At 71.7% G+C, this 21,165-nt stretch carries 22 protein-coding genes; 16 read left to right on the forward strand and 6 right to left on the reverse strand.

What is annotated here, in order from left to right; all coding sequences use genetic code 11:
* Positions 1-162: 162 nt before the first annotated feature.
* Positions 163-2,043, reverse strand: a complete 1,881-nt coding sequence (locus ABD169_RS05725) for an acyltransferase family protein (protein WP_344030392.1) — start codon at positions 2,041-2,043, stop codon at positions 163-165.
* 118 nt (positions 2,044-2,161) lie between these two features.
* Between ABD169_RS05725 and ABD169_RS05730 the strand changes: the two genes are divergently transcribed.
* The 5 genes from ABD169_RS05730 to ABD169_RS05750 all read left to right on the forward strand — a co-directional run bounded on the left by ABD169_RS05730 (position 2,162) and on the right by ABD169_RS05750 (position 6,034).
* Positions 2,162-2,995 carry a tRNA pseudouridine synthase A gene (locus ABD169_RS05730; RefSeq protein ID WP_344031646.1) on the forward strand — a complete coding sequence of 278 codons (834 nt, stop codon included), beginning with the start codon at positions 2,162-2,164 and terminating at the stop codon, positions 2,993-2,995.
* A 165-nt stretch (positions 2,996-3,160) separates the two neighbouring features.
* Positions 3,161-3,607 carry a 50S ribosomal protein L13 gene (gene rplM / locus ABD169_RS05735; RefSeq protein WP_046456213.1) on the forward strand — a complete coding sequence of 149 codons (447 nt, stop codon included), beginning with the start codon at positions 3,161-3,163 and terminating at the stop codon, positions 3,605-3,607.
* A gap of 35 nt (positions 3,608-3,642) precedes the next feature.
* Entirely contained in the window at positions 3,643-4,125 is a 483-nt protein-coding gene (rpsI, locus tag ABD169_RS05740; protein ID WP_046456214.1) for a 30S ribosomal protein S9, read from the forward strand.
* A 17-nt stretch (positions 4,126-4,142) separates the two neighbouring features.
* Entirely contained in the window at positions 4,143-5,492 is a 1,350-nt protein-coding gene (glmM, locus tag ABD169_RS05745) for a phosphoglucosamine mutase (protein ID WP_046456215.1), read from the forward strand.
* A 95-nt stretch (positions 5,493-5,587) separates the two neighbouring features.
* Positions 5,588-6,034 (forward strand): DUF3995 domain-containing protein, encoded by a 447-nt coding sequence (locus ABD169_RS05750; RefSeq protein WP_344030399.1) that lies wholly within the window; start codon positions 5,588-5,590, stop codon positions 6,032-6,034.
* A 19-nt stretch (positions 6,035-6,053) separates the two neighbouring features.
* Here ABD169_RS05750 and ABD169_RS05755 read toward each other — a convergent pair whose 3' ends face one another.
* Entirely contained in the window at positions 6,054-7,238 is a 1,185-nt protein-coding gene (locus ABD169_RS05755) for a coiled-coil domain-containing protein (protein ID WP_344030402.1), read from the reverse strand.
* Positions 7,239-7,325: 87 nt separating this feature from the next.
* A complete protein-coding gene (coaA, locus tag ABD169_RS05760) occupies positions 7,326-8,294 on the reverse strand; it encodes a type I pantothenate kinase (RefSeq protein ID WP_344030405.1) in 969 nt (322 codons plus the stop codon).
* Positions 8,295-8,326: 32 nt separating this feature from the next.
* Here coaA and glmS point away from each other — a divergent pair, with 32 nt between their 5' ends.
* The 8 genes from glmS (at position 8,327) to ABD169_RS05800 (ending at position 15,250) form a co-directional block, all read left to right on the forward strand.
* On the forward strand, positions 8,327-10,192 hold the full coding sequence (glmS, locus tag ABD169_RS05765; RefSeq protein ID WP_344030408.1) for a glutamine--fructose-6-phosphate transaminase (isomerizing): 1,866 nt from the start codon (positions 8,327-8,329) through the stop codon (positions 10,190-10,192).
* Positions 10,192-10,599 (forward strand): holo-ACP synthase, encoded by a 408-nt coding sequence (locus ABD169_RS05770; protein WP_344030411.1) that lies wholly within the window; start codon positions 10,192-10,194, stop codon positions 10,597-10,599. Before glmS ends, ABD169_RS05770 begins: the two co-directional genes overlap by 1 nt.
* 3 nt (positions 10,600-10,602) lie before the next feature.
* A complete protein-coding gene (gene alr / locus ABD169_RS05775; protein ID WP_344030414.1) occupies positions 10,603-11,793 on the forward strand; it encodes an alanine racemase in 1,191 nt (396 codons plus the stop codon).
* A 56-nt stretch (positions 11,794-11,849) separates the two neighbouring features.
* Positions 11,850-12,308: a tRNA (adenosine(37)-N6)-threonylcarbamoyltransferase complex ATPase subunit type 1 TsaE gene (gene tsaE, locus ABD169_RS05780; RefSeq protein WP_046453807.1), complete on the forward strand. Its 459-nt coding sequence runs from the start codon at positions 11,850-11,852 to the stop codon at positions 12,306-12,308.
* Positions 12,305-12,955 (forward strand): tRNA (adenosine(37)-N6)-threonylcarbamoyltransferase complex dimerization subunit type 1 TsaB, encoded by a 651-nt coding sequence (gene tsaB / locus ABD169_RS05785; RefSeq protein WP_231580751.1) that lies wholly within the window; start codon positions 12,305-12,307, stop codon positions 12,953-12,955. Before tsaE ends, tsaB begins: the two co-directional genes overlap by 4 nt.
* The gene (gene rimI / locus ABD169_RS05790; RefSeq protein ID WP_344030420.1) at positions 12,952-13,413 is read left to right on the forward strand and encodes a ribosomal protein S18-alanine N-acetyltransferase; all 462 of its coding nucleotides are present in this window, start codon (positions 12,952-12,954) and stop codon (positions 13,411-13,413) included. Before tsaB ends, rimI begins: the two co-directional genes overlap by 4 nt.
* Complete coding sequence (gene tsaD, locus ABD169_RS05795; RefSeq protein WP_344030422.1) at positions 13,410-14,531, forward strand: tRNA (adenosine(37)-N6)-threonylcarbamoyltransferase complex transferase subunit TsaD; 1,122 nt, start codon at positions 13,410-13,412, stop codon at positions 14,529-14,531. The genes rimI and tsaD overlap by 4 nt, the downstream gene beginning before the upstream one ends.
* A gap of 152 nt (positions 14,532-14,683) precedes the next feature.
* Positions 14,684-15,250: a DUF4190 domain-containing protein gene (locus ABD169_RS05800; protein WP_336653209.1), complete on the forward strand. Its 567-nt coding sequence runs from the start codon at positions 14,684-14,686 to the stop codon at positions 15,248-15,250.
* A gap of 66 nt (positions 15,251-15,316) precedes the next feature.
* Here ABD169_RS05800 and ABD169_RS05805 read toward each other — a convergent pair whose 3' ends face one another.
* The 3 genes from ABD169_RS05805 to ABD169_RS05815 form a co-directional block, all read right to left on the reverse strand.
* Entirely contained in the window at positions 15,317-16,660 is a 1,344-nt protein-coding gene (locus ABD169_RS05805; protein WP_344030426.1) for a class I SAM-dependent methyltransferase, read from the reverse strand.
* A 3-nt stretch (positions 16,661-16,663) separates the two neighbouring features.
* The gene (locus tag ABD169_RS05810; RefSeq protein WP_344030429.1) at positions 16,664-17,125 is read right to left on the reverse strand and encodes a DUF4190 domain-containing protein; all 462 of its coding nucleotides are present in this window, start codon (positions 17,123-17,125) and stop codon (positions 16,664-16,666) included.
* A gap of 155 nt (positions 17,126-17,280) precedes the next feature.
* Complete coding sequence (locus tag ABD169_RS05815) at positions 17,281-17,874, reverse strand: DUF4190 domain-containing protein (protein ID WP_344030432.1); 594 nt, start codon at positions 17,872-17,874, stop codon at positions 17,281-17,283.
* A gap of 279 nt (positions 17,875-18,153) precedes the next feature.
* On the opposite strand from ABD169_RS05815, the gene groES reads away from it, so the two are divergent.
* The 3 genes from groES to guaB all read left to right on the forward strand — a co-directional run bounded on the left by groES (position 18,154) and on the right by guaB (position 21,164).
* On the forward strand, positions 18,154-18,450 hold the full coding sequence (gene groES, locus ABD169_RS05820) for a co-chaperone GroES (RefSeq protein ID WP_046456594.1): 297 nt from the start codon (positions 18,154-18,156) through the stop codon (positions 18,448-18,450).
* Between the two features lie 144 nt (positions 18,451-18,594).
* The gene (rarD, locus tag ABD169_RS05825) at positions 18,595-19,551 is read left to right on the forward strand and encodes an EamA family transporter RarD (protein WP_344030436.1); all 957 of its coding nucleotides are present in this window, start codon (positions 18,595-18,597) and stop codon (positions 19,549-19,551) included.
* A 110-nt stretch (positions 19,552-19,661) separates the two neighbouring features.
* Positions 19,662-21,164, forward strand: a complete 1,503-nt coding sequence (gene guaB / locus ABD169_RS05830) for an IMP dehydrogenase (protein ID WP_344030439.1) — start codon at positions 19,662-19,664, stop codon at positions 21,162-21,164.
* The last annotated feature ends 1 nt before the right edge of the window (position 21,165 follow it).

Raw genomic sequence — 21,165 nt, forward strand, 5'->3', positions numbered from 1 at the left:
AAGCGCCCCGCCGTGTTCGCACGGCGGGGCGCTTCCGCGTTTCCGGGGTTCGCCTCGCCGGCGGCCGAACGGCCGGGCCGGCGGCCGAACGGAGGTGCCGGTGGTCGAGCGGACCGGCCCGAGCACCGGCCGGGGGACCGCCCGGAGTGTCGGCAGCGGGCGCTAGCGTCGCGGTGCGCCGAAGCCGATCGCTTCGTCGGGCTGCTGCAGCGCGACGACGGCCTTCGACACGGCATCCGCGTAGCGGGCACCGCCCTCGGGTTCCGGGTGGATCCCGTCGCCGGCCAGCAGTTCCGGTCGCGGGGTGATCGCGGCGTTCCAGTCGGCGACGACGACCCCGCGGTGCTGTGCGGCGAACTTCTGCAGGTCCGCGTTCACGCCGGGGATCCAGTCCCGGTCGGCGTGCGCGTTGACCAGTACGAGCTGGCGGGTACCGGCGACGGTCCGCAGCCGCGCGAGATCGTCATCGAGCACGGGGCCGTTGGTGCCGAGACCGATGACGAGCACGTGTCGTAGCTGGCCGCGCTTCGCGAGGTCCTCGACGATGCCGAGACCGGCGCCGAGCCCGCGCGACACCTCCGCGTCGATCGAGATCCCCGGGTACCGCGTCTCGAGCTCGGGCGAGCTGGCGAGCATGACCGAGTCGCCGACGGCCGTGATGTCGCCGCCGGCCGGTTTCGCCGATGCGGCCGCTGTGGGCGGGGGAGTCGCCTGCTTCTTCCGCAGGGCCTCCTGCCCGCGCAGGATCGCTTCCGCGGAGCTGCTGCGGCTCGGGGCGGTGGCGACCGCGATCGTGACGGCGGGCACGGTCAGGAGCAGCAGCACGAGCACGGCGGACGCGATCCTTCGTCGGCGCGGGGTGCCCTGGGCGGGGCGGAGCAGCAGGCCGAGGGAGCGGCGCAGGCCGAGCGCCCGTATCGGGAGTTCCAGGTAGCGGTACGAGAGCGTCGCGCAGGCGATCGTGATGAGCAGGACGCCGATGCCGAGCGTCCAGGCTCCGGCGCCCGTTCGGCCCTCCGGGCCCATCAGCTCGGCGCCCAGCACCCAGACCGGCCAATGCCAAAGGTAGATGCCGTACGAGCGCGCGCCGATCCAGCGCAGCGGGGCGACGTCGAGCGCCCGGCCGAGCCAGGCGCCGGGGCGGGTGACTGCGGCGATCACCGCGAGCGAGGCCGCTGTGGCGAGCTGGATGCCGCCCGCGAAGCTCTCGACCGAGCCCTCGCGCAGCACGCAGGCGAGCCAGAGCAGCACCGCGAGCCCGCCTCCCGAGATGGCGAGCAGGCGGAGCTGGGCGGGTCGATCGGGGACGCTCGCGACGACGCCGAGCTGTTCGGGCCGGTACATCCGCAGCGCGAGCGCGGCGCCGAGCAGCAGACCGAAGACGTGGGTGTCGGAACCGAAGTAGACGCGCGTGGGCGGTGCTCCGCCGAGTGCGAGGACGGCCATCCAGATCGCGGAGGCGATCCCGAGGGCGAACAGCAGCACGACCGCGGTGCTGCGCTTCGCCCGACGGAGCAGCAGGAGCAGCAGGAGGGGGAGGACGACGTAGAACTGCTCCTCGATCGAGAGCGACCAGGTGTTGCGGAACAGCTCCGGGGCGTCCTTCGCGAAGTAGTCGACCCCGGTCGCCGTGTAGACCCAGTTGCTGACGAAGAACGCAGCGCCCAGGAGCTGCCCGCCGATGCCCACGAGCGCGTCGCGCCCGACCGCGAGGGCCGCGGCGGTGCAGATGAGCAGGGTGGCGCCGAGCGCCGGGAGTAGCCTTCTGGCGCGCCTGCGCCAGAAGCGGCCCAGGCGGATCGTCCCGCTGCGATCCGCCTCGCGCAGCAGCAGCGAGGTGATGAGGAAGCCGCTGATGGCGAAGAAGACGTCGACGCCGATGAACCCGCCGGGCAGTGCACCGGGGAACAGGTGGTAGACGACGACCAGCGTCACCGCGAGCGCCCGGAGTCCGTCGAGGCCGCCGAACCAGCCGCTGGAGCGGGGAGCGCCGACCCGCGCGCCGGGGCGCGCGGAAACGGAGGCAGTGGGCGGTGCAGTCATCGATACCGAGCTGACGGGCGAACCGATGCCGCCCGACGAAGTCGCCCTCAGTCTACGCGAGGGCGCCGACAGCCGTCCGCGCGCGGTCGCGGCGGGATCCGTCTGGCAGGATCGGAGCATGCGTTTGCGTCTCGACCTCGCCTACGACGGCACCGACTTCCACGGCTGGGCGACCCAGCCGGGACTGCGTACCGCGCAGGCCGAGCTGGAGTCCGCGATCGCGGTGCTGCTGCACGTCGATCCCGCCGCGGTGCGCCTCACGGTCGGCGGCCGCACCGACGCGGGCGTGCACGCGCGCGGGCAGGTGGCGCACCTCGACGTCGATGCCGCCGGGGTCGCGAAGTGGGGCGGGGACTCGCGGCTGCGCACCCGCAAGGTCAACGGCGTGCTGCGTCGGAGCGCACCGGATCTGGTGGTGCACTCGGTGCACGAAGCGCCCGACGGGTTCGATGCGCGATTCTCGGCGCTGCGCAGGCGCTACGAGTACCGGGTGCGCGGCGCGAACGCCCGGCGCGATCCGCTGAGCGCGCGGTACACGGCCGAGATCCCCAGGGAGCTGGACCTCGCGGCGATGCAGATGGCGGCCGACGAGTTGCTCGGACTGAACGACTTCACGACCTTCTGCAAGGCGCGGGAGGGAGCGACCGCCGTGCGCGATCTGCTCTCGTTCGAGTGGCGCGAGACCGAGGACGGCGCTTACGCCGCCCGGATCGAGGCGGACGCGTTCTGCCACTCGATGGTGCGCGCGCTGGTCGGAGCGGTGGTCGCGGTCGGGCACGGGCGCATGGACCTGGCCGAGCTCGTGCGCCTCAGGGACGCGCGGGAGCGGTCGAGCCGGTTCACGGTGATGCCGGCGCACGGCCTCTCGCTCGAGGAGATCGCGTACCCCGAGGCCGGTCTGCTCGCGGAGCGGGCCGAGCAGACGCGTGCGAAGCGGGACGCCCTCGACTGATCCGAGCCGCTCGAAGCGAAGGCCTGTGCTAAAGTAGACCCTTGGTGCGCGCTGCCTGCAGTGCGTGCCCGAATGTGAGCCCTCCATTTCCGGCTCGCGGCACGCCGCGAACCGTCCGGAGCGGGATCCACGAACACCTCCATTTCGACAGAAAGCAGCACGACAGTGACTCGCACTTACTCGCCGAAGGCAGCTGAGCAGAAGCACGACTGGCTCGTCATCGACGCCACCGACGTGGTCCTCGGCCGCCTCGCTTCGCACGCCGCAGCTCTGCTCCGCGGCAAGCACAAGACCACCTTCGCCCCCCACATGGACATGGGCGATCACGTGATCATCATCAACGCCGACAAGGTCGTCCTGACCGCGAACAAGGCCGCTCAGAAGCGCGCCTACCGCCACTCGGGCTACCCGGGCGGCCTCCGTTCGGTCAGCTACACCGAGCTGCTCGAGAAGAACCCGGAGCGCGCCGTCGAGAAGGCGATCCGCGGCATGCTCCCGAAGAACTCGCTCGGCCGCGACCAGTTCCGCAAGCTGAAGGTCTACGCAGGTGCCGAGCACCCGCACGCGGCCCAGCAGCCGACCGCCTACACCATCGGCCAGGTCGCGCAGTAGTCGCGGACCAGAGTTTTAGAGAAGGACATCACACTGTGACCACTGCAGAGCAGACCGTGGCCCCCGAGAGCTACACCACCGAGACGCCGGCCTCGCAGGCCGTCGCCTCCACCCCGCGCCCGGCGCTCACCGTTCCCGGTGCAGCCGTCGGCCGCCGCAAGCAGGCCATCGCCCGCGTGCGCCTCGTTCCCGGCACCGGCACCATGACCGTCAACGGTCGCGACCTCGCCGAGTACTTCCCGAACAAGCTGCACCAGCAGCTGATCACCGATCCGTTCACCGCGCTCGAGCTGAACGGCTCGTACGACGTGATCGCCCGCATCGTCGGCGGCGGCCCCTCGGGCCAGGCCGGCGCGCTGCGTCTCGCGATCGCTCGCGCGCTCAACGAGATCGATGCCGAGCACAACCGCCCGACCCTGAAGAAGGCCGGCTTCCTGAGCCGCGACGCCCGAATCAAGGAGCGCAAGAAGGCCGGTCTCAAGAAGGCCCGCAAGGCTCCCCAGTACTCGAAGCGTTAATCGCCGAAGGTCCCGAAATGGGTCGCCTGTTTGGCACGGACGGGGTCCGGGGTCTGGCCGGGGTCGATGTGACCGCCGAGCTGGCCCTGGGCCTCGCTCAGTCTGCAGCCTTTGTTCTCGGGCGCGATGCGCGCACCGAGAGTCGTCGCGCCACGGCCATCGTGGCGCGAGACCCCCGGGTCTCCGGGGAGTTCATCGCGGCGGCCGTCGCCGCCGGCCTCGCATCGGCCGGTGTCGACGTGCTCGACGCGGGAGTCATCCCGACGCCCGCTGCGGCGTACCTCGTGGCCGACACCGGCGCCGACTTCGGCGTCATGGTCTCGGCATCGCACAACCCCGCGCCCGACAACGGGATCAAGTTCTTCGCCGCGGGCGGGCGCAAGCTCGCCGACGAGATCGAGGACGAGATCGAGGCAGCGATGCAGCGTCCCCACGCCGGCACCACCGGCCGTGAGGTCGGGCGCATCCGGCGCTTCGCCGACGCGGAGGATCGCTACGTGGTCCACCTACTCGGCACGCTCGAGGGCGTCCGTCTCGACGGACTGCACGTCGTGCTCGACTGCGCGCACGGCGCCGCGGCCGGCATCTCACCCGAGGTCTTCTCGGATGCGGGGGCGAAGGTCACGGTGATCGGCAACGATCCCGACGGGTTCAACATCAACGACGGGATCGGCTCGACCCACCTCGAGCAGCTCATCGAGACGGTGCGCTCGACGGGCGCCGATCTCGGCATCGCCCACGACGGCGACGCCGATCGCTGCCTCGCGGTCGATGCCGACGGCGCGGTCGTCGACGGCGACCGGATCATGGCGATCCTCGCGCTCTCGATGGCGGGCCGGGGCAAGCTCGAGCAGAACACGCTCGTCGCGACGGTCATGTCGAACCTGGGGCTCAAGCTCGCGATGTCCGACAACGGCATCGACGTGATCGAGACCGGTGTCGGCGACCGCTACGTGCTCGAGGCGATCAATGCGCACGGCTATTCGCTGGGAGGCGAGCAGTCCGGGCACGTGATCATGAGCGAGCACGCGACGACCGGCGACGGGATCCTCACCGGTCTGCACATCGCGGCCGAGATCGCGCGCACCGGGAAGCCGCTCTCCGAACTCGCGAAGTGCATGACCGTGTACCCCCAGGTGCTCGTCAACGTGCGCGGCGTCGATCGCACGGGCGTGCACGGCGACGCCGTGCTCGAGCAGGCCGTACGGCAGGCCGAGATGGTGCTGGGCGCCAAGGGCCGAGTGCTGCTCCGCCCGTCCGGCACCGAGCCCGTCGTCCGTGTGATGGTCGAGGCCGAGCACGTGGATCAGGCGCAGCAGCTCGCCGACGATCTCGCAGCGGTCGTGAAGGAACGCCTCGCGGTCTGATCGATCCCGAACCGATGCGCGCGCATCACCCCGACAGGAGGGCCCGGCGGAAGCCGGGCCCTCCTGCGTTTCTGGACGGGGGATAGGGTGGTGGCATGAGCGCTCTCAAGGGATTCGCACGACTCATCGCCTGGACGGGACTGACCGCGGTCGGCGCCCTCCACCTCGCCTGGGCCTCCGGATCCCCCTGGCCCGCGAAGAACCGCAAGCGCCTCGCCGAGTCGGTCGTCGGCAACGCTGCGGCGCTGCCCGAGCCGACGGCCACCGCGGTCGTCGGCGCGACGGCGCTCGTCGGGGGCGCGATCGCCGGCGGTGCGCTGGGCGAGAGCGGAGTCGCGGTCGCGGTGCGGCGCACGGGCGGCGCGGTGCTGCTGGCGCGGGCCGCGTTCGGAGGCGACGCGGCGCTCGCGGTGCTGGGGCTGCCGCCCGCGGGTAAGCGCTTCCGCGAGCTGGATCGGCGCTTCTACCGCCCGCTGTGCGGAGTGCTCGGCGCCGCGATGATCATCGCGGCGCGTCGGCGCAGGGGCGACGAGACCGACTGATGCTCGGCCGCTTCGCGGCTCAGTACCAGTGCGGGCTCCGCGACTGCCAGGTGTTCCAGGCGTTGCACGGGCTGCCGTAGCTGGCCGAGATGTAGGCGAGGCCCCAGTTGACCTGGGTCGCGCCGTTGGTGCGCCAGTCGGCCCCGGCCGCGGCCATCTTCTCGGCGGGCAGCGCCTGAGGGATCCCGTAGGCGCCGCTCGACGGATTCAGCGCGTCCGCACGCCAGTCGGACTCGCCGTTCCACAGCGAGACCAGGCAGGAGAACTGCTCGCCGCCCCAGCCGTACGAGGGCAGGACGGATCGCGCGTAGGCCTGCGCCCCCGCGGGATCCACGGTGACTCCGCCGCCGATGTTGACGTTGCCTCCACCGCCGTTCCCGCCGCCGTTGCCACCGCCGTTCTGTTCCTGCTGCTGCCGCCGAGCCTCCTCCTCGCGCTGCTGCTCGGCGACCTGGAGCCCGAGCTGGTAGCGCTCCTCGACCTTCGCGGTGGTGCCGCGCAGCGAGGCGAGCTGCGCGTACACGGTGCTGCTGCTGCGGCTGGCCGTGTCGACCGCGGCGTCGGCACGTTGCTGCGCGGCGGACGCCGCGGTCGACGCCCGATCCGCTTCCGCAGCGAGCCGAGCGCGCTCCTTCTTGGCCGACGTCGCCTGATCCTTCAGGTTCTGCTCGGTGTTCACCGCCGCCGCGGCGCGCTCGGAGAGCGTGTTCCAGGTGCCCGCCACCTGCTGGGCGGTGTCGAGCTTCGACATGAACTCCGCGGGGTCCTTGGCGGTGATCAGCTGGCTGGTGCTGGCGAGGCCGGTGCCGTCGCGGTACATCCAGGAGACCACGCGTCCGAGGCTCTCGCTGTCGCTCTGCAGCCGGGTCCGGTCGGCCTCGAGCCGGCTCTGGAGCTGCTTCTCGCGCGCGGTGGCGTCCGCGAGATCCTGATCCGCGCGCTGCGCGGTGCGGAACGCCGCCACGGCCTTCGCGGAGGTGGTGGCCGCGCCCGACTGGGCGCGCTGCAGCGCCTGCTGCAGCTTCGCGTACTCCGCCTGCTTCGCGCTCTGGGATGCGCGGGCGGCGTTGACCTCGTCCCAGGTGGGATAGCCGTCCGCGGTCCCGTCGCCGGTGTTCGCGACCGCGGGGAGGGCGCCCGCGAGGACGAGGGCCGCGGCGAGGGTCGCGACCGCGGCACGACGGGAACGCCGGAGAGCAGTCATGCCCGGAAGTGTAGAACACCCGCTTCGGCGGATCCTGGTCGCGCGCCCGGCGAGGCGGATCCCGGCGCATCGGATGCCGCTCGGACGTCAGAGCTTGCGGAGCAGCACCTTCTGCACGCGGTGGTCGGCCTCCTTGCGGAGCACGAGCGAGGCGCGAGCGCGCGTGGGCCGGATGTTCTCGACCAGGTTGGGCTCGTTGATGCCCTTCCAGAACTCGTGCGCGAGCGCGCGGGCCTGCTCCTCGTCGAGCCCGGCGAAGCGCCGGAAGTAGGAGCTCGGGTCGGCGAACGCGCCGTCCTTGAGCTTCAGGAATCGATCCTGGTACCAGCGCTCGATGTCGGAGGTGCGCGCGTCGACGTAGATCGAGAAGTCGAAGAGGTCGGACACCGCGAGCGGGCGCTCGTTCGACGGGGGCTGCAGCACGTTGAGCCCCTCGACGATGAGGATGTCGGGGTTGCGCACGATCGTGTACTCGTCGGGCACGATGTCGTAGATCAGGTGGCTGTAGTGGGGCACGCGGACCTCGGGCATGCCGGCCTTCACCTGCGACACGAAGCGCATGAGCGCGCGGCGGTCGTAGGACTCGGGGAAGCCCTTGCGGTGCGAGATCCCGCGGCGCTCCAGCTCTGCGTTCGGGTAGAGGAACCCGTCGGTCGTGACGAGCTGCACCTGCGGGGTCTCGGGCCAGCGGGCGAGCAGATCGCGCAGGATCCTCGCCACGGTCGACTTGCCGACGGCGACGGAGCCGGCGATGCCGAGCACGAAGGGGGAGGGGCGGTCCTGCTCGCGGTGCAGGAAGCCGCGCGTGCGGCGGTGCACCTCGCGCACGCCCTGCGCGTACTCGTTGAGGAGCCGGCTGAGCGGGCGGTAGACCTCGGAGACCTCCCGGAGGTCGAGCAGCTCGCCGAGGCCGCGGAACGCCTCGATCTCCGCTTCGGTGAGCGGCATGGGGGTCTCGCCCGCGAGGCGCGCCCATTCCTCTCGCCCGATCTCGATGAACGGGGAGGAGAAGTCGGGACGGATCAGGGCCTGGGTGTCGCTGCTGAACTCGGTCATCGTTCACTCATGGTGCCACTAAACTGATGCGCATGTGTGGAATCGTCGGATATGTCGGCCCTAACGACACCGTTGAGGTGCTGCTGAACGGCCTGCGCCGTCTCGAATACCGCGGATACGACTCGGCCGGAGTCGCCGTCGTCGACGCTGAGGGCGCGGTCGCGGTGCGCAAGCGCTCGGGCAAGCTCGCCCGCCTCGAGGAACTCCTCGAACTCGATCCGCTGGCCGCGGCCGGCACCGGCATCGGGCACACCCGCTGGGCGACCCACGGCGGCCCGACCGACGTGAACGCGCACCCGCACCTGGGCGACGGCGGCAAGCTCGCCCTGATCCACAACGGGATCATCGAGAACTTCGCCGAGCTCCGCGCCGAGCTCGAGGCCGCGGGCATCGAACTGCTCAGCGAGACCGACACCGAGGTCGTCGCCGCCCTGCTCGGGCACGAGATCGCGAAGGGCCGCGAGGCGGGCGACGCCGACCTCGAGACCGCGTTCCGCGCGGTGGTCGGACGCCTGCACGGCACCTTCACCCTGCTCGCCATGCACCAGGATCAGCCGGGCGTCGTCGTGTCCGCGCGCCACAACTCCCCGCTGGTGGTCGGCCTCGGCGACGGCGAGAACTTCCTCGGTTCCGACGTCGCGGCCTTCGTCAGCTCGACCCGCCGCGCGGTCGCGGTCGACGAGGACAACATCGCGATCATCACTCCCGAGGGGGTGCGCATCACCGATTTCTCGGGCGCGCCCGTCGAGTTCGAGGAGTACGAGGTCGCCTGGGACGCCGAGGCCGCCGACAAGGGCGGCTGGTCGTCGTTCATGGCGAAGGAGATCACCGAGCAGCCCGACGCGGTCGGCAACACGATCCGCGGACGCGTGGTCGACGGCGCCGTCGAGATCCCCGAGCTCACCGAGCTCGGCGACGATCGACTGCGCGAGATCGACCGCATCATCATCATCGCGTGCGGCACCGCCTCCTACGCGGGCATGATCGGCGCCTACGCGATCGAGCAGTGGGCCCGGATCCCCGTCGAGGTGCAGCTCAGCCACGAGTTCCGCTACCGCGACCCGATCCTCACCGACGGCACGCTGCTCATCTCGGTGAGCCAGTCGGGCGAGACCATGGACACCCTGATGGCCGTGAAGTACGCCATCGAGCGCGGCGTCACCACCGTCTCGGTCTGCAACACGCAGAGCGCGACGATCCCCCGGGAGTCCGACGCGGCGGTCTACACGCACGCGGGCCCGGAGGTCGCGGTCGCGTCGACCAAGGCCTTCGTCGCGCAGATCACCGCGCTGTACCTCATCGGTCTGCACCTCGGACGCGTGCGCGGCACGCTCGCCGCCGACGCGCAGGCGAGCGCGGTCGCCGCGCTCGACGCGCTGCCGGCGCAGGTCGCCGAGGCCGTCGACACCCACGAGCAGATCGCGCAGCTCGCGCACTGGATGGCCGATACCCGCTCGGTGCTGTTCCTCGGCCGCCACGTCGGGTACCCGACGGCGCTCGAGGGCGCGCTGAAGCTCAAGGAGATCGCGTACATCCACGCCGAGGGCTTCGCCGCAGGCGAGCTCAAGCACGGCCCGATCGCCCTCATCGACCACGGCCAGCCGGTGTTCGTGCTCGTGCCGAGCCCGCGCACGGCCCCCGTCATGCACTCGAAGGTCGTCTCGAACATCCAGGAGATCCGGGCGCGCGGCGCCCGCGTCATCGCGATCGTCGAGAAGGGCGACACCTCGGTGCTGCCCTACGCCGACGACGTGATCCGGATCCCGCTCACCGACACGCTCTTCGAGCCGCTGCTGCAGGTCATCCCGCTGCAGTGGTTCGCGCTTGAGCTGTCGACGGCCAAGGGCCTCGACGTCGACCAGCCGCGCAACCTCGCGAAGTCGGTGACGGTCGAGTAGTGATCATCGGGATCGGCGTCGACACGGTCGATATCGGTCGTTTCGAGCGGCAGATCGAGCGCACTCCGCGGCTGCTGGCGCGGCTCTTCGCGGAGCCTGAACGCGCGCTGCCGCTCCACTCCTTGGCCGCGCGGTTCGCGGCCAAGGAGGCGCTGATCAAGGCCCTCGGCGGCGACGCCGGACTCAGCTGGCAGGATCTCGCGATCGTGCGCGGCGAAGACCGTGTGCCCGGGTTCGCGCCGACGGCCGCGCTCGTCCGGGTGCTCGGCGCGCGCGGAGCGGGCATGCCCCACGTCTCGATGACGCACGACGGCGGCATGGCCACCGCATTCGTCGTGCTCGAGACCGGCGATGCCGCAGGGCCGGGCAGTAGCCTCGAAGCAGAAGCCGAGCAGGACGGAGCGTAAGCCATGAGAACAGGCGGAATGCGGATCGCCGAGATCTCCCTGCCCGCGGTGCGGCACAACGTGCGGCGCATCAAGGAGCTCAGCGGCGGTCAGGTGATCGTCGTCGTGAAGGCCGACGGGTACGGCCACGGCGCGGCGATCATCGCCCAGGCCGCCATGGACGGCGGGGCGACCATGCTCGCGACCGCCGACCTGGAGGAGTCGCTGCGGCTGCGCGAGGCCGGCGTCGAGGTCCCGCTCCTGTGCTGGCTGCACGGTCCCCGCACCGACTTCGGCGCGGCCATCGAGCACCGCATCGAGCTCGGTGTGAACAACCTGGCCCAGCTCGACGCCATCGCCGAGGCGGCCCGCGCCGCCGGGCTGCAGGCGACGGTGCAGCTGAAGGTCGACACGGGGCTGAGCCGCAACGGGATCCAGCCGAGCGACTGGGACGTCGTGTTCGCCCGCGCCGCCGAACTGGTCGCCGAAGGCACGATCTCGGTCCGGGGCATCTTCAGCCACCTCGCGAACGCCGGCGCCGATGCCGACCGCGCCCAGGCCGCGAACTTCGACGAGGCGATCGCGCTGCTCGCCGCGCACGGGGTCGAGCCCGAGATGCGCCACCTCGCCGCGAGCGCGGCCACGCTGTCGTCGCCGCACCTGCACTACGACACCGTGCGGATCGGCGTCGCCGCCTACGGGCTGAGTCCGCTCGCCGACAAGACCTCCGCCCAGCTCGGGCTCGTTCCGGCGATGACGCTGAAGTCCGAGATCGTCGCGCTGCGCGGCGTGCCCGCGGGCACGGGCGTCTCCTACGGCTACAACCACGTGTGCGAGACGGCCACGACCCTCGCGCTCGTACCGATGGGCTACGCGGACGGCATGCCCCGGGCGCTGAACGGCTCGGGGGCCTGGGTGACCGTCGCGGGCGAGCACCGCCCGATCGTCGGCCGCATCGGCATGGATCAGTTCATCGTCGATGTCGGCCCGCTCGCGGGGCGGCTCGAGCTCGGCGAGCCCGTGGTGCTGTTCGGCGATCCCGAGCGGGGCGCGCCGCCGGTCGAGATCTGGGCCGGGCTCATGCGCACCATCAACTACGAGATCATCGTCGGCATCGGACCCCGCGTGCTCCGGGTGCCGGTCGAGGAACCGCTGGCTCCGGATGCGGTCGAACCCGACGAGGCGATCGCGGAGCCTGTGCGGAGCGACGCGTGAGCGCCGCGGGACCCGAAGCGGCGTCGCGACGATTCGAGATCGTCGATCCCGACGCGATGCACGCGCTGGGTGTGAACCTGGGGGAGCGGCTGCGCGCGGGCGATCTGCTGATCCTGACCGGCCCGCTCGGCGCCGGCAAGACCACGCTGACCCGCGGGATCGGCGAGGGGCTCGGCGTGCGCGGGCCGGTGACCAGCCCGACCTTCGTGCTCGCGCGGACGCATCCGTCGCTCGTCGACGGGCCGCCGCTCGTGCACGTCGACGCCTACCGGCTGGCCGACGCCGAGGAGCTCGACGACCTGGACCTCGACTTCGAGCGCTCGGTCGTCGTCGCCGAGTGGGGTGCGGGCCTGCACGCCGAGCGCGACTCCTGGCTGGACGTCGTGATCGAGCGTCCCGAGGGGCGGGCCGGCGACGGTGCCGACGATCCCGACTGGTCCGAGACGCTCGTGGAACCCCGCACAGTGACCATCACCGCGGTCGGACCGCGCTGGCAGACGGAGGCGGCCTGGTGAACGGCGCAGTCGGAATCCCCGGATCGCGAGAGCGGGCGCTGCTCGCGATCGACACCTCGCTCGGCACGAGCGTCGCGCTGGGCGTCGGCGACCGCGTGTTCGAAGCGGTGAGCGACGACCCCATGCGGCACGCCGAGATCGTCGGCCCGCTGCTCGAGCGCGTGCTCGACGAGAGCGGCGTCGACCCGTCCCGGATCGCGGGCGTCGTCTGCGGCATCGGCCCGGGCCCGTTCACGGGCCTGCGGGTCGGGATCGCGGCCGCGCGCGCCTTCGCGGTCGGCCGCGGCGTCCCGCTGCTCCCGCTGCACGGGCACGAGGCGGTCGCGTTCGAGGTGCTCTCCCGGGGAGCCGCGGCCGGGGTCCGCGTGGTGCAGGACGCGCGCCGCCGCGAGCTGTTCGTGACCGAGTACTCGGGGCTCGACTGGGCCGAGCTCCCGGTGCGCTCCGTGGACCCGCACCTCGTCGCCCGCGCGGAGTACGCCGAGGCGCCCCACGAGGTCTGGCCGGAGCGGATCCCCGGCGGGGCGCTGATCCGCCTGGCCGCGCTGCGGCTCGCCGCCGGGCGCCCCTTCGAATCCGAACGGCCCCTCTACCTGCGCGAGCCGGACATCAAGCAGCCGGGAGCGCAGAAGCGGGTCTCCGCATGATCCTGCGCCCGACCACGGAGGCCGATCTCGACGCCATCTGGCGCATCGAGGCCGACGTCTTCGCGGGGGAGGCCTGGAGCCGCGAGATGATGCGCGAGGAGCTGACGGCCGACCACCGCCACTACATCGCGCTCGTGGACCCCGCGACCGACGCGATCCGCGGGTACGCGGGGCTCCTGACGGTCGGCTCGGAGGGCGACATCCAGACGATCGCCGTGGTGCCCGAGGCCCGCGGCGGCGGCCACGGGCGCGCGCTCATGCGCGAGCTCCTCGCAGAAGCGGTCCGGCGCGGCGTGCGCGAGGTGTTCCTCGAGGTGCGCGCGGACAACCCGGTCGCGCAGCGGCTCTACGCCGACCTCGGATTCGCCGAGATCGGCGTCCGACCGAAGTACTACCAGCCCGAGGGCGTCGACGCGATCGTCATGCGGCTGGAACTGAGCGAAGGAGCGCGCGGATGAGCGCCGAAGGAACGGCAGCGATCGCAGCGGGGGCCGAACCCCTGGTGCTCGGTATCGAGACGAGCTGCGACGAGACCGGCGTGGGCATCGTGCGCGGGCGCACGCTGCTCGCCAACGCCGTGGCCTCCTCCATGGACGAGCACGCCCGATTCGGCGGCGTCGTGCCCGAGGTCGCCGCGCGTGCGCACGTCGAGGCGATCGGCCCGACCATCGAGCGCGCGGTCGCCGAGGCCGGCATCTCGCTCGACGAGCTCGACGCCATCGCCGTGACGAGCGGCCCCGGCCTCGCCGGCGCGCTCATGGTCGGGGTCGCCGCGGCGAAGTCCCTCGCCCTCGCGCTCGGCAAACCGCTCTACGCGGTCAACCACCTCGTCGGCCATGTCGGAGCCGATCTGCTGCAGGGCGACGGGCTGCGACCCGTGGGTGGCGGAGAGATCGGGGCGCTCGAACTGCCGACCGTCGCGCTGCTGGTCTCGGGCGGCCACACGTCCCTCCTGCTGGTCCGCGACCTCGTCGGCGAGGTCGAGCTGTTGGGCGAGACCATCGACGACGCCGCGGGCGAAGCCTTCGACAAGGTCGCCCGCCTGCTCGGCCTGCCCTACCCGGGCGGCCCGCACATCGACCGCGTGGCGGCCGAGGGCGACCCGAACGCGATCCGGTTCCCGCGCGGACTGACCAAGCCCGCCGACCTCGAGCGCCACCGGTACGACTTCTCCTTCTCGGGACTCAAGACCTCGGTCGCGCGCTGGGTGGAGCGCACGCGCGATGCGGGCGACGAGGTGCCGGTCGCCGACGTCGCCGCGAGCTTCCGCGAGGCCGTCGCCGACGTGCTCACCGCGAAGGCGATCGCCGCCTGCCGGGACCTCGGGGTTCCCCGGCTGCTGCTGGGCGGCGGCGTCGCGGCGAACGCGCGCGTCCGTGCGCTCGCCGCCGAGCGCGCGGAGGCCGCCGGCGTGATCCTGCGCGTGCCGCCCCTGTCGCTCTGCACCGACAACGGCGCCATGATCGCCTCGCTCGGGGCCCAGCTGGTCGCGGCAGGGCACGCGCCCTCGACCCTCGACTTCGGTGCGGATTCGACGCTGCCCGTCACCGAGGTGCAGGTGGCCGTCGCCGGCTGAGCGGAGATCCGCCGCGCGGGCGACGATTTTCCTGTCCGGAGCGCCGGACGAAGCGGTATCGTGGTGCCAACGGCGCGGGGGCCTTCGGGGCTCGGCGGCACGGGGAGACCGCGTGAGACGCCGTCCGACCGATTCGAGCCTCAAGGAGCATCATGTCCGACAACCTGCCGAACGATCCGGCTCAGCCGAACGACCAGGCCGAGCCCACGCCCGCAGCGGCGCCGGTTCCGCCTGCGGAGCCCGCCGCCCCGGTCGCGCCTCCGGTGCCCCCGGCCGCACCCGCCGCCGCGGTACCGCCGGTCGCGGCGCCGATCCCGCCCGCCGCCCCCGCGGCTCCGGGCGTGCCGAGCTACGGCGCAGCGCAGCCCTACACGACCGATACCGCGCCGAAGAAGGGCCTCGCGATCACCGGCATGGTGCTCTCGATCGTGGGCCTGGTGCTGTGCTTCCTCCCGTTCCTCGGGATCCCGCTCGCGTTCGTGGGTATCGTGCTCAGCATCGTCGCGATGGTGAAGAAGCAGCCCAAGGGCTTCAGCCTCACCGGCCTCATCGTCGGTATCCTCGGCCTGGTCGCCGGCGTGGTCATCGTGATCGTGGCGCTGCTCGCACTCGGTGCGGTCGGCAACGCGGCCGAGCAGTGCGCCAACGGCGCGGCGACGGTCGAGATCGCGGGGCAGACGATCGATTGCTCCAGCGTCGACATCACGACCACTCCGTAGGGTCCAGACAGTGCGGCGGGAGGCCCGGATCCGTGAGGATCCGGGCCTCCCGGCGCTTCACGGGCGTCAGCAGCGCTCGACGAGCAGCGCCGTGTGCTTGCCCGCCGCGCGGGTGAGCACGAGCGTCGCCCGTTCGGCCCCGCGGAGCTTGAGCCGGGTGCGCAGCGCGGCGGGGTCGACATCGATCCCGCGCTTCTTGATCTCGAGGGTGCCGATCGAGCGCTCCGCGAGCGCGCGCCGCAGCTCCGCTTCTTTGACGGGCAGCGTCTCGAGCACGCGGAACGCCGTCGCGAACGGCGTCGGCACGAGCGCGTCGCCCGTCAGGTAGGCGATCCCGTCGCTCAGCATGCCGGCCCGCAGCTGCTCGGCGAGCAGGCCGATGAGCCGGGCTCGGATCACGGCCCCGTCGGGTTCGTAGAGGAACCCGCCGAGCGGGCGCACCTCGGCGTCGTCGGCGTCGGCATCGGCGTGCAGCTCGTCGGCGACGGGTTCCGGATCGGGATCCCCGGAGGCGCGCAGGACGAGCGCCGAGCGCCGGACGCCCGGACGCGCGGCGGCCCCGAACCACAGCCCCATCTCGACGAGCTGCCCGCCGACCGAGACCCACTGGGCTTCGGCATCGACGGGGATGAGTTCCCGGTCGAAGCCGGGGCCGAGCTTGATGCCGGTCGGCATTCGTTCGGCGAGGCCGAAAGCGAAGCCGAGCGAGGGCGCGTAGTCGTCGGGGCCGGCGAGCCGTCGGGTATCGCGATGCCCCGCGGTGCGGCGGGCGGGATCGAGGAACGCGGCGTCGGCGTCGGCCGTGCTCAGCGCCTCGGCGTCGCCGACGCGCACGCTGTCGTCGGCGCCGGCAATCGCGAGGTTATGGGCGGCGAACGTCGCGGTCAGTGGATCGAGCTCCACCGCGCGCGGCACCAGGCCCGCTTCGAGCACGGCGAGCGACTCGGTGCCGATCCCGCAGCCGAGATCGGCGACCCGGGTCGATCCCGCCGCCCGGAACCGGGCCGCGTGGCGCTCGGCGACGGCGAAGCGGGAGGCCTGCTCGAGGCCCGCCGGGGTGAAGAGCATGCGTGCGGCGCGGCGCGATCCGAACTTGGCCGCGGCGCGGACGCGGAGGCCGTGCTGGGTCAGCGCCGCCGCGATCAGTCCGGGATCGGTCCCCTCGGCACGCAGCCCGCGTCCGATCGCGGCGGCGTCGAGCCCGGACGCGGTGGACGCGTCGATGCGGTCGAGCAGCTCGAGGCCGGCGGGCGTCGCGAGCTCATCCCAGCCGGGCAGCACGGAGCCGGCCGCCGCGACCCGTCCGCCCGGAGCGGCGGAGGGACGGGGCGTCGACGCGCGGGAGTCGGCGGGGCGTGAAACGGACGACCCCGGGGCGTCGCCCCGGGGTCGTCTGCGCGGTTTCGCCATGGATCAGTACGTGCTCGAGTGCGTGAACGCGGTGCCGGCGGTGCCGATCAGCACGACGATGAAGCCGATGTAGAAGATGAAGAAGAGCGCGATCAGCACGAAGTACGCGTAGCTGACGATGAGGCCGGTGAGCGCGATGCCGCGGCCGGCATCGCCCGTGCGCTTGATCTGGCCGAGCGAGAGGTGCCCGAAGATGATGCCCGCGAGCGGCGCGATGAACGCGAAGATGATGGCCAGGACCGCGTAGGTGTTGGTAAGGCCCATGGTGGTGGCCTCGGGCTTGCGCGGGGCGGCGCTGTAGGCCGGGGCCGGCTGCGGCGGGACCGCGGGGTACTGCTGCGTCGCGGCGTAGGGCTGCGTCGCGGTCGGCTGCGGAACGGTGAACTGCTGCTGCGGTGCGGTGGGCTGCGGAACAGTGGGCTGCGCGCCGGTGTTCTGCGGCTCCTGCGGGGTGGCGTTCGACATGCTGAGCTCCGGATCTCGTTCGTGCAGCCGATACCTGCTGCGCTTCCACCATACGACATGGCGGTTTTCCCGTGTCATCAGGAGTCTGTGAAACCGAGAGGAGGCCCCGGACGCTGGTCCGGGGCCTCCTCTCGGTCGAGTGCGCGAGCGGGTGCTCAGTAGCTCGAGTAGGAGTAGCCGCTGGACGACGCCGCGGCGATCACCGAGATCACGATGAAGAATCCGATCCAGAGCACGACGATCGCGGTGCACACGTATCCGATGATGGTGCCGGCGAGCGCGAGGCCTCGGCCGTTCTCACCGGTGCGCTTGATCTGGCTCAGGCTGATGTGCCCGAGGATGATGCCGAGCAGCGGGATGAAGAACGACGCGATGAACGCGATGATCGCCATCGTGTTGGTGGCCGGAGGAGCGGGGTACGCCGCGTACTGCGGGACGGCGCCGGGCTGGGGCGCTCCGTACGGGGCCTGCGGCGCGCCGTACGGCTGCTGCGGTGCACCGTAGGGCTGGGGAGCGCCGTACGGCTGCTGCGGTGCACCGTAGGGCTGGGGAGCGCCGTAGGGCTGGGGAGCGCCGTAGGGCTGCTGCGGCGCGGCCTGCGGCGCCGGAGCCTGCGGGGCGTTCGGCTGCGGGGCGACGAACTGCGGAGCTTCGGGCTGCGCGGGCTGCGCAGGCGGAGCCGGCTGCTCGGGCGCGGCCGGCTGCTCGGGCTGCTGCGGGGGCTGGGCGGGGTCGGTGGGGAACGACATCTCGTACTTCTTCCTCGGGCCGTCGGCGGCGGATGCCGGGGAGTTCCCGGCCGTTGCCGAACATCCTCGCATGCCGCGCCGTGAGCGCCCGTGCGCACGGCCGGAATCGTTTCCGGGACGGCGCCGCCGGATCGCGCGCGTTCGCCCCTCGCGATCACCTGCGCATTCGCTGGCACTCGCCTTGCAGGAGTGCCAAACCAGACCCTAGACTTCACACGACGCCCGGTTTCCTCCGGGCGCTCGCACAATCTTCAGTTCACGTCAGAAAAGGGGTCAATCGTGTCGGTTGCCATCAAGCCGCTCGAGGATCGAATCGTCATCAAGCAGGTCGAGGCCGAGCAGACCACCGCTTCGGGCCTCGTCATCCCCGACAGCGCCAAGGAGAAGCCCCAGGAGGGCGAGGTCGTGGCAGTGGGCCCCGGCCGCGTCTCCGACAGCGGCGCTCGCGTCCCGCTCGATATCGCGGTCGGCGACGTGGTGATCTACTCGAAGTTCGGCGGCACCGAGGTCAAGGTCGGCGGCGCCGACTACCTCGTGCTCTCGGCTCGCGACGTCCTCGCGGTCGTCACCCGCTAAGCGCTCCGCGGCCTTCCGGCCGCGCGAACACGGGCCCCGGAGGCATCGCCTCCGGGGCCCGTTCTGTTCGCTCCGCCAGCTTTCGCGTACGGGATCGTCCGCGGGCGCATCGACCGGGTCCGCGTCGATCACTAGACTGGATCGATGAGCGGAAACGGGGCGACGACGCGGTTCAGATCGGGATTGGCCTTCGGATTCGGGGCCTACCTCATGTGGGGAGCCTTCCCGCTCTTCTTCACCGTCATCGCGGCGGTGAACCCGCTCGAGGTCGTGCCGTGGCGGGTCATCACGACTCTCATCATCTGCGCGCTGATCGTCACGATCACCCGGCGCTGGGGCGCCGTGGCCGGGATCCTGCGCTCGCCGAAGAAGCTCGGCGCGCTGGCGCTCGCATCGCTGCTGCTCTACGCGAACTGGCAGCTCTTCGTCATCGGCGTGATCTCGGGCCACGTGCTCGAAACGGCCCTCGGCTACTTCATCAATCCGTTGTTCACGATCCTGTTCGGCGTGATCTTCTGGCGCGAGAAGCTGTCGCGCCTGCAGTGGATCGCGGTCTCCATCGCCGGTCTCGGCGTGCTCGTGTCGACGGTCGCCTACGGCCAGTTCCCCTGGATCGCGATCGGCCTCGCCGTGTCGTTCGGGCTCTACGGCGTCGTGCACCAGCGCATCGACGCGGTCGACGGCGTGACGGGGCTCACCGTCGAGACGATCGTCTCGGTGCCCGTGGGGCTCACGCAGCTCGCGATCCTCGCCGCGCTCCCCGCGGGGCTCGGCGCGTTCTCCCACGGCACGCTCGTGACGGTGTTCGTGCTGCTCAGCGGGCTCGTCACCGCGGTCCCGCTGATCCTGTTCGGCGAGGCCGCGCAGCGGCTCCCGCTCACCTACATCGGCTTCCTGCAGTTCATGACCCCGGTGATCGGGTTCCTGTTCGGCTACTTCGTCATGCACGAGGAGATGTCGACGGCGCGCTGGATCGGCTTCATCGGGGTCTGGATCGCGCTCGTGTTCCTCGTCGTCGACATGGTCGCGACGCTGCGGCGCGGGCCGAACGCGCGGGTGACGGCCGAGCCCAAGACGGGGCCGATCGCCCTCGGCGGATAGCCGCCTGGGAACCCGCGGGAAGAAGCGGCGGGGGTCCAGCGTTTAGAATGGTGCAACGGCAGCGGATGCGCCGTTCTCCTCGCAACGATCCCGACCCGGAAAGAGGCTCCATGGAACAGCGCGATCCCTTCGCGTTCACCGGTCTGACCTACGACGATGTGCTGCTGCTTCCGGCGCACACCGACGTCATCCCCAGCGAGGCCGACACCTCGACCCGGCTCACGCGCCGGATCGAGCTCGGGATCCCGCTCATCTCGGCGGCCATGGACACCGTGACCGAGACGCGCATGGCGGTCGCGATGGCCCGCAACGGCGGCCTCGGGATCCTCCACCGCAACCTGTCCATCCAGGACCAGGCCGAGATGGTCGACCGCGTCAAGCGCAGCGAAGCCGGCATGATCACGAACCCGGTCACCACCACGGTCGACGCGACCGTGGCCGAGGTCGACGCCCTCTGCGGCGAGTACCGCGTAAGTGGCCTGCCCGTCGTCGACAAGCAGGGCACCCTGCTCGGCATCATCACGAACCGCGACATGCGGTTCATCGATCCGGGCGAGCGCTCCCGCGTGCGCGTCGGCGACGCGATGACCAAGATGCCCCTCATCACGGGTCGCACCGGCATGAGCCGCAGCGACGCCGCCGAGATCTTCCGCCAGCACAAGATCGAGAAGCTGCCGCTCGTCGACGGGTCGGGTCGCCTCACCGGGCTCATCACGGTGAAGGACTTCGACAAGGAGGAGCAGTACCCGAACGCCACCAAGGACGACGCGGGTCGCCTGCGCGTCGGCGCCGCGGTCGGCTTCTTCGGCGACGCCTGGAAGCGCGCCACCTCGCTGCTCGACGCGGGCGTCGACGTGCTCGTCGTCGACACCGCCAACGGCGACAGCAAGGGCGTGCTCGACATCATCGCCAAGATCAAGGCCGATCCCGCGTTCGCGCACATCGACGTGATCGGCGGCAACGTCGCGACCTACAACGGCGCCAAGGCGCTCGTCGAGGCCGGCGCGGACGCGGTGAAGGTCGGCGTCGGGCCGGGCTCCATCTGCACCACCCGCGTGATCGCCGGTGTCGGCGTGCCGCAGGTGACCGCGGTCTACGAGGCCGCGCGCGCCGCGACGCCCGCGGGCGTCCCCGTGATCGCGGACGGCGGCCTGCAGTACTCGGGCGACATCGCGAAGGCGCTCGTCGCCGGCGCGTCCTCGGTGATGATGGGCTCGCTGCTCGCCGGTACCGACGAGAGCCCGGGGGACCTGGTGTTCGTGGGCGGCAAGCAGTTCAAGAACTACCGCGGCATGGGCTCGCTCGGCGCGCTGCAGACCCGCGGTGAGCGCACCTCCTACTCGAAGGATCGCTACTTCCAGGCCGACGTCCCGAGCGACGAGAAGCTGATCCCCGAGGGCATCGAGGGCCAGGTGCCCTACCGCGGGCCCGTCGGGGCGGTCGCGCACCAGATGATCGGCGGCCTCCGCCAGTCGATGTTCTACGTGGGCGCGCGTTCGATCACGGAGCTCAAGGAGCGCGGCGAGTTCGTCCGCATCACCTCCGCGGGCCTCAAGGAGAGCCACCCGCACGACATCCAGATGGTGGTCGAGGCGCCCAACTACCGGCGCTGAT

The sequence above is a fragment of the Leucobacter iarius genome (genome assembly GCF_039530105.1).
Lineage (GTDB): Bacteria > Actinomycetota > Actinomycetes > Actinomycetales > Microbacteriaceae > Leucobacter > Leucobacter iarius.

What these genes read in the sequence shown, in the direction of transcription:
- ABD169_RS05725 (WP_344030392.1), bottom strand. Translation starts at nt 2,043, where the DNA reads ATGACTGCACCGCCCACTGCCTCCGTTTCCGCGCGCCCCGGCGCGCGG.
- ABD169_RS05730 (WP_344031646.1), top strand. Translation starts at nt 2,162, where the DNA reads ATGCGTTTGCGTCTCGACCTCGCCTACGACGGCACCGACTTCCACGGC.
- glmM (WP_046456215.1), top strand. Translation starts at nt 4,143, where the DNA reads ATGGGTCGCCTGTTTGGCACGGACGGGGTCCGGGGTCTGGCCGGGGTC.
- ABD169_RS05750 (WP_344030399.1), top strand. Translation starts at nt 5,588, where the DNA reads ATGAGCGCTCTCAAGGGATTCGCACGACTCATCGCCTGGACGGGACTG.
- ABD169_RS05755 (WP_344030402.1), bottom strand. Translation starts at nt 7,238, where the DNA reads ATGACTGCTCTCCGGCGTTCCCGTCGTGCCGCGGTCGCGACCCTCGCC.
- coaA (WP_344030405.1), bottom strand. Translation starts at nt 8,294, where the DNA reads ATGACCGAGTTCAGCAGCGACACCCAGGCCCTGATCCGTCCCGACTTC.
- glmS (WP_344030408.1), top strand. Translation starts at nt 8,327, where the DNA reads ATGTGTGGAATCGTCGGATATGTCGGCCCTAACGACACCGTTGAGGTG.
- alr (WP_344030414.1), top strand. Translation starts at nt 10,603, where the DNA reads ATGAGAACAGGCGGAATGCGGATCGCCGAGATCTCCCTGCCCGCGGTG.
- tsaE (WP_046453807.1), top strand. Translation starts at nt 11,850, where the DNA reads ATGCACGCGCTGGGTGTGAACCTGGGGGAGCGGCTGCGCGCGGGCGAT.
- rimI (WP_344030420.1), top strand. Translation starts at nt 12,952, where the DNA reads ATGATCCTGCGCCCGACCACGGAGGCCGATCTCGACGCCATCTGGCGC.
- tsaD (WP_344030422.1), top strand. Translation starts at nt 13,410, where the DNA reads ATGAGCGCCGAAGGAACGGCAGCGATCGCAGCGGGGGCCGAACCCCTG.
- ABD169_RS05800 (WP_336653209.1), top strand. Translation starts at nt 14,684, where the DNA reads ATGTCCGACAACCTGCCGAACGATCCGGCTCAGCCGAACGACCAGGCC.
- ABD169_RS05805 (WP_344030426.1), bottom strand. Translation starts at nt 16,660, where the DNA reads ATGGCGAAACCGCGCAGACGACCCCGGGGCGACGCCCCGGGGTCGTCC.
- ABD169_RS05810 (WP_344030429.1), bottom strand. Translation starts at nt 17,125, where the DNA reads ATGTCGAACGCCACCCCGCAGGAGCCGCAGAACACCGGCGCGCAGCCC.
- ABD169_RS05815 (WP_344030432.1), bottom strand. Translation starts at nt 17,874, where the DNA reads ATGTCGTTCCCCACCGACCCCGCCCAGCCCCCGCAGCAGCCCGAGCAG.
- rarD (WP_344030436.1), top strand. Translation starts at nt 18,595, where the DNA reads ATGAGCGGAAACGGGGCGACGACGCGGTTCAGATCGGGATTGGCCTTC.
- guaB (WP_344030439.1), top strand. Translation starts at nt 19,662, where the DNA reads ATGGAACAGCGCGATCCCTTCGCGTTCACCGGTCTGACCTACGACGAT.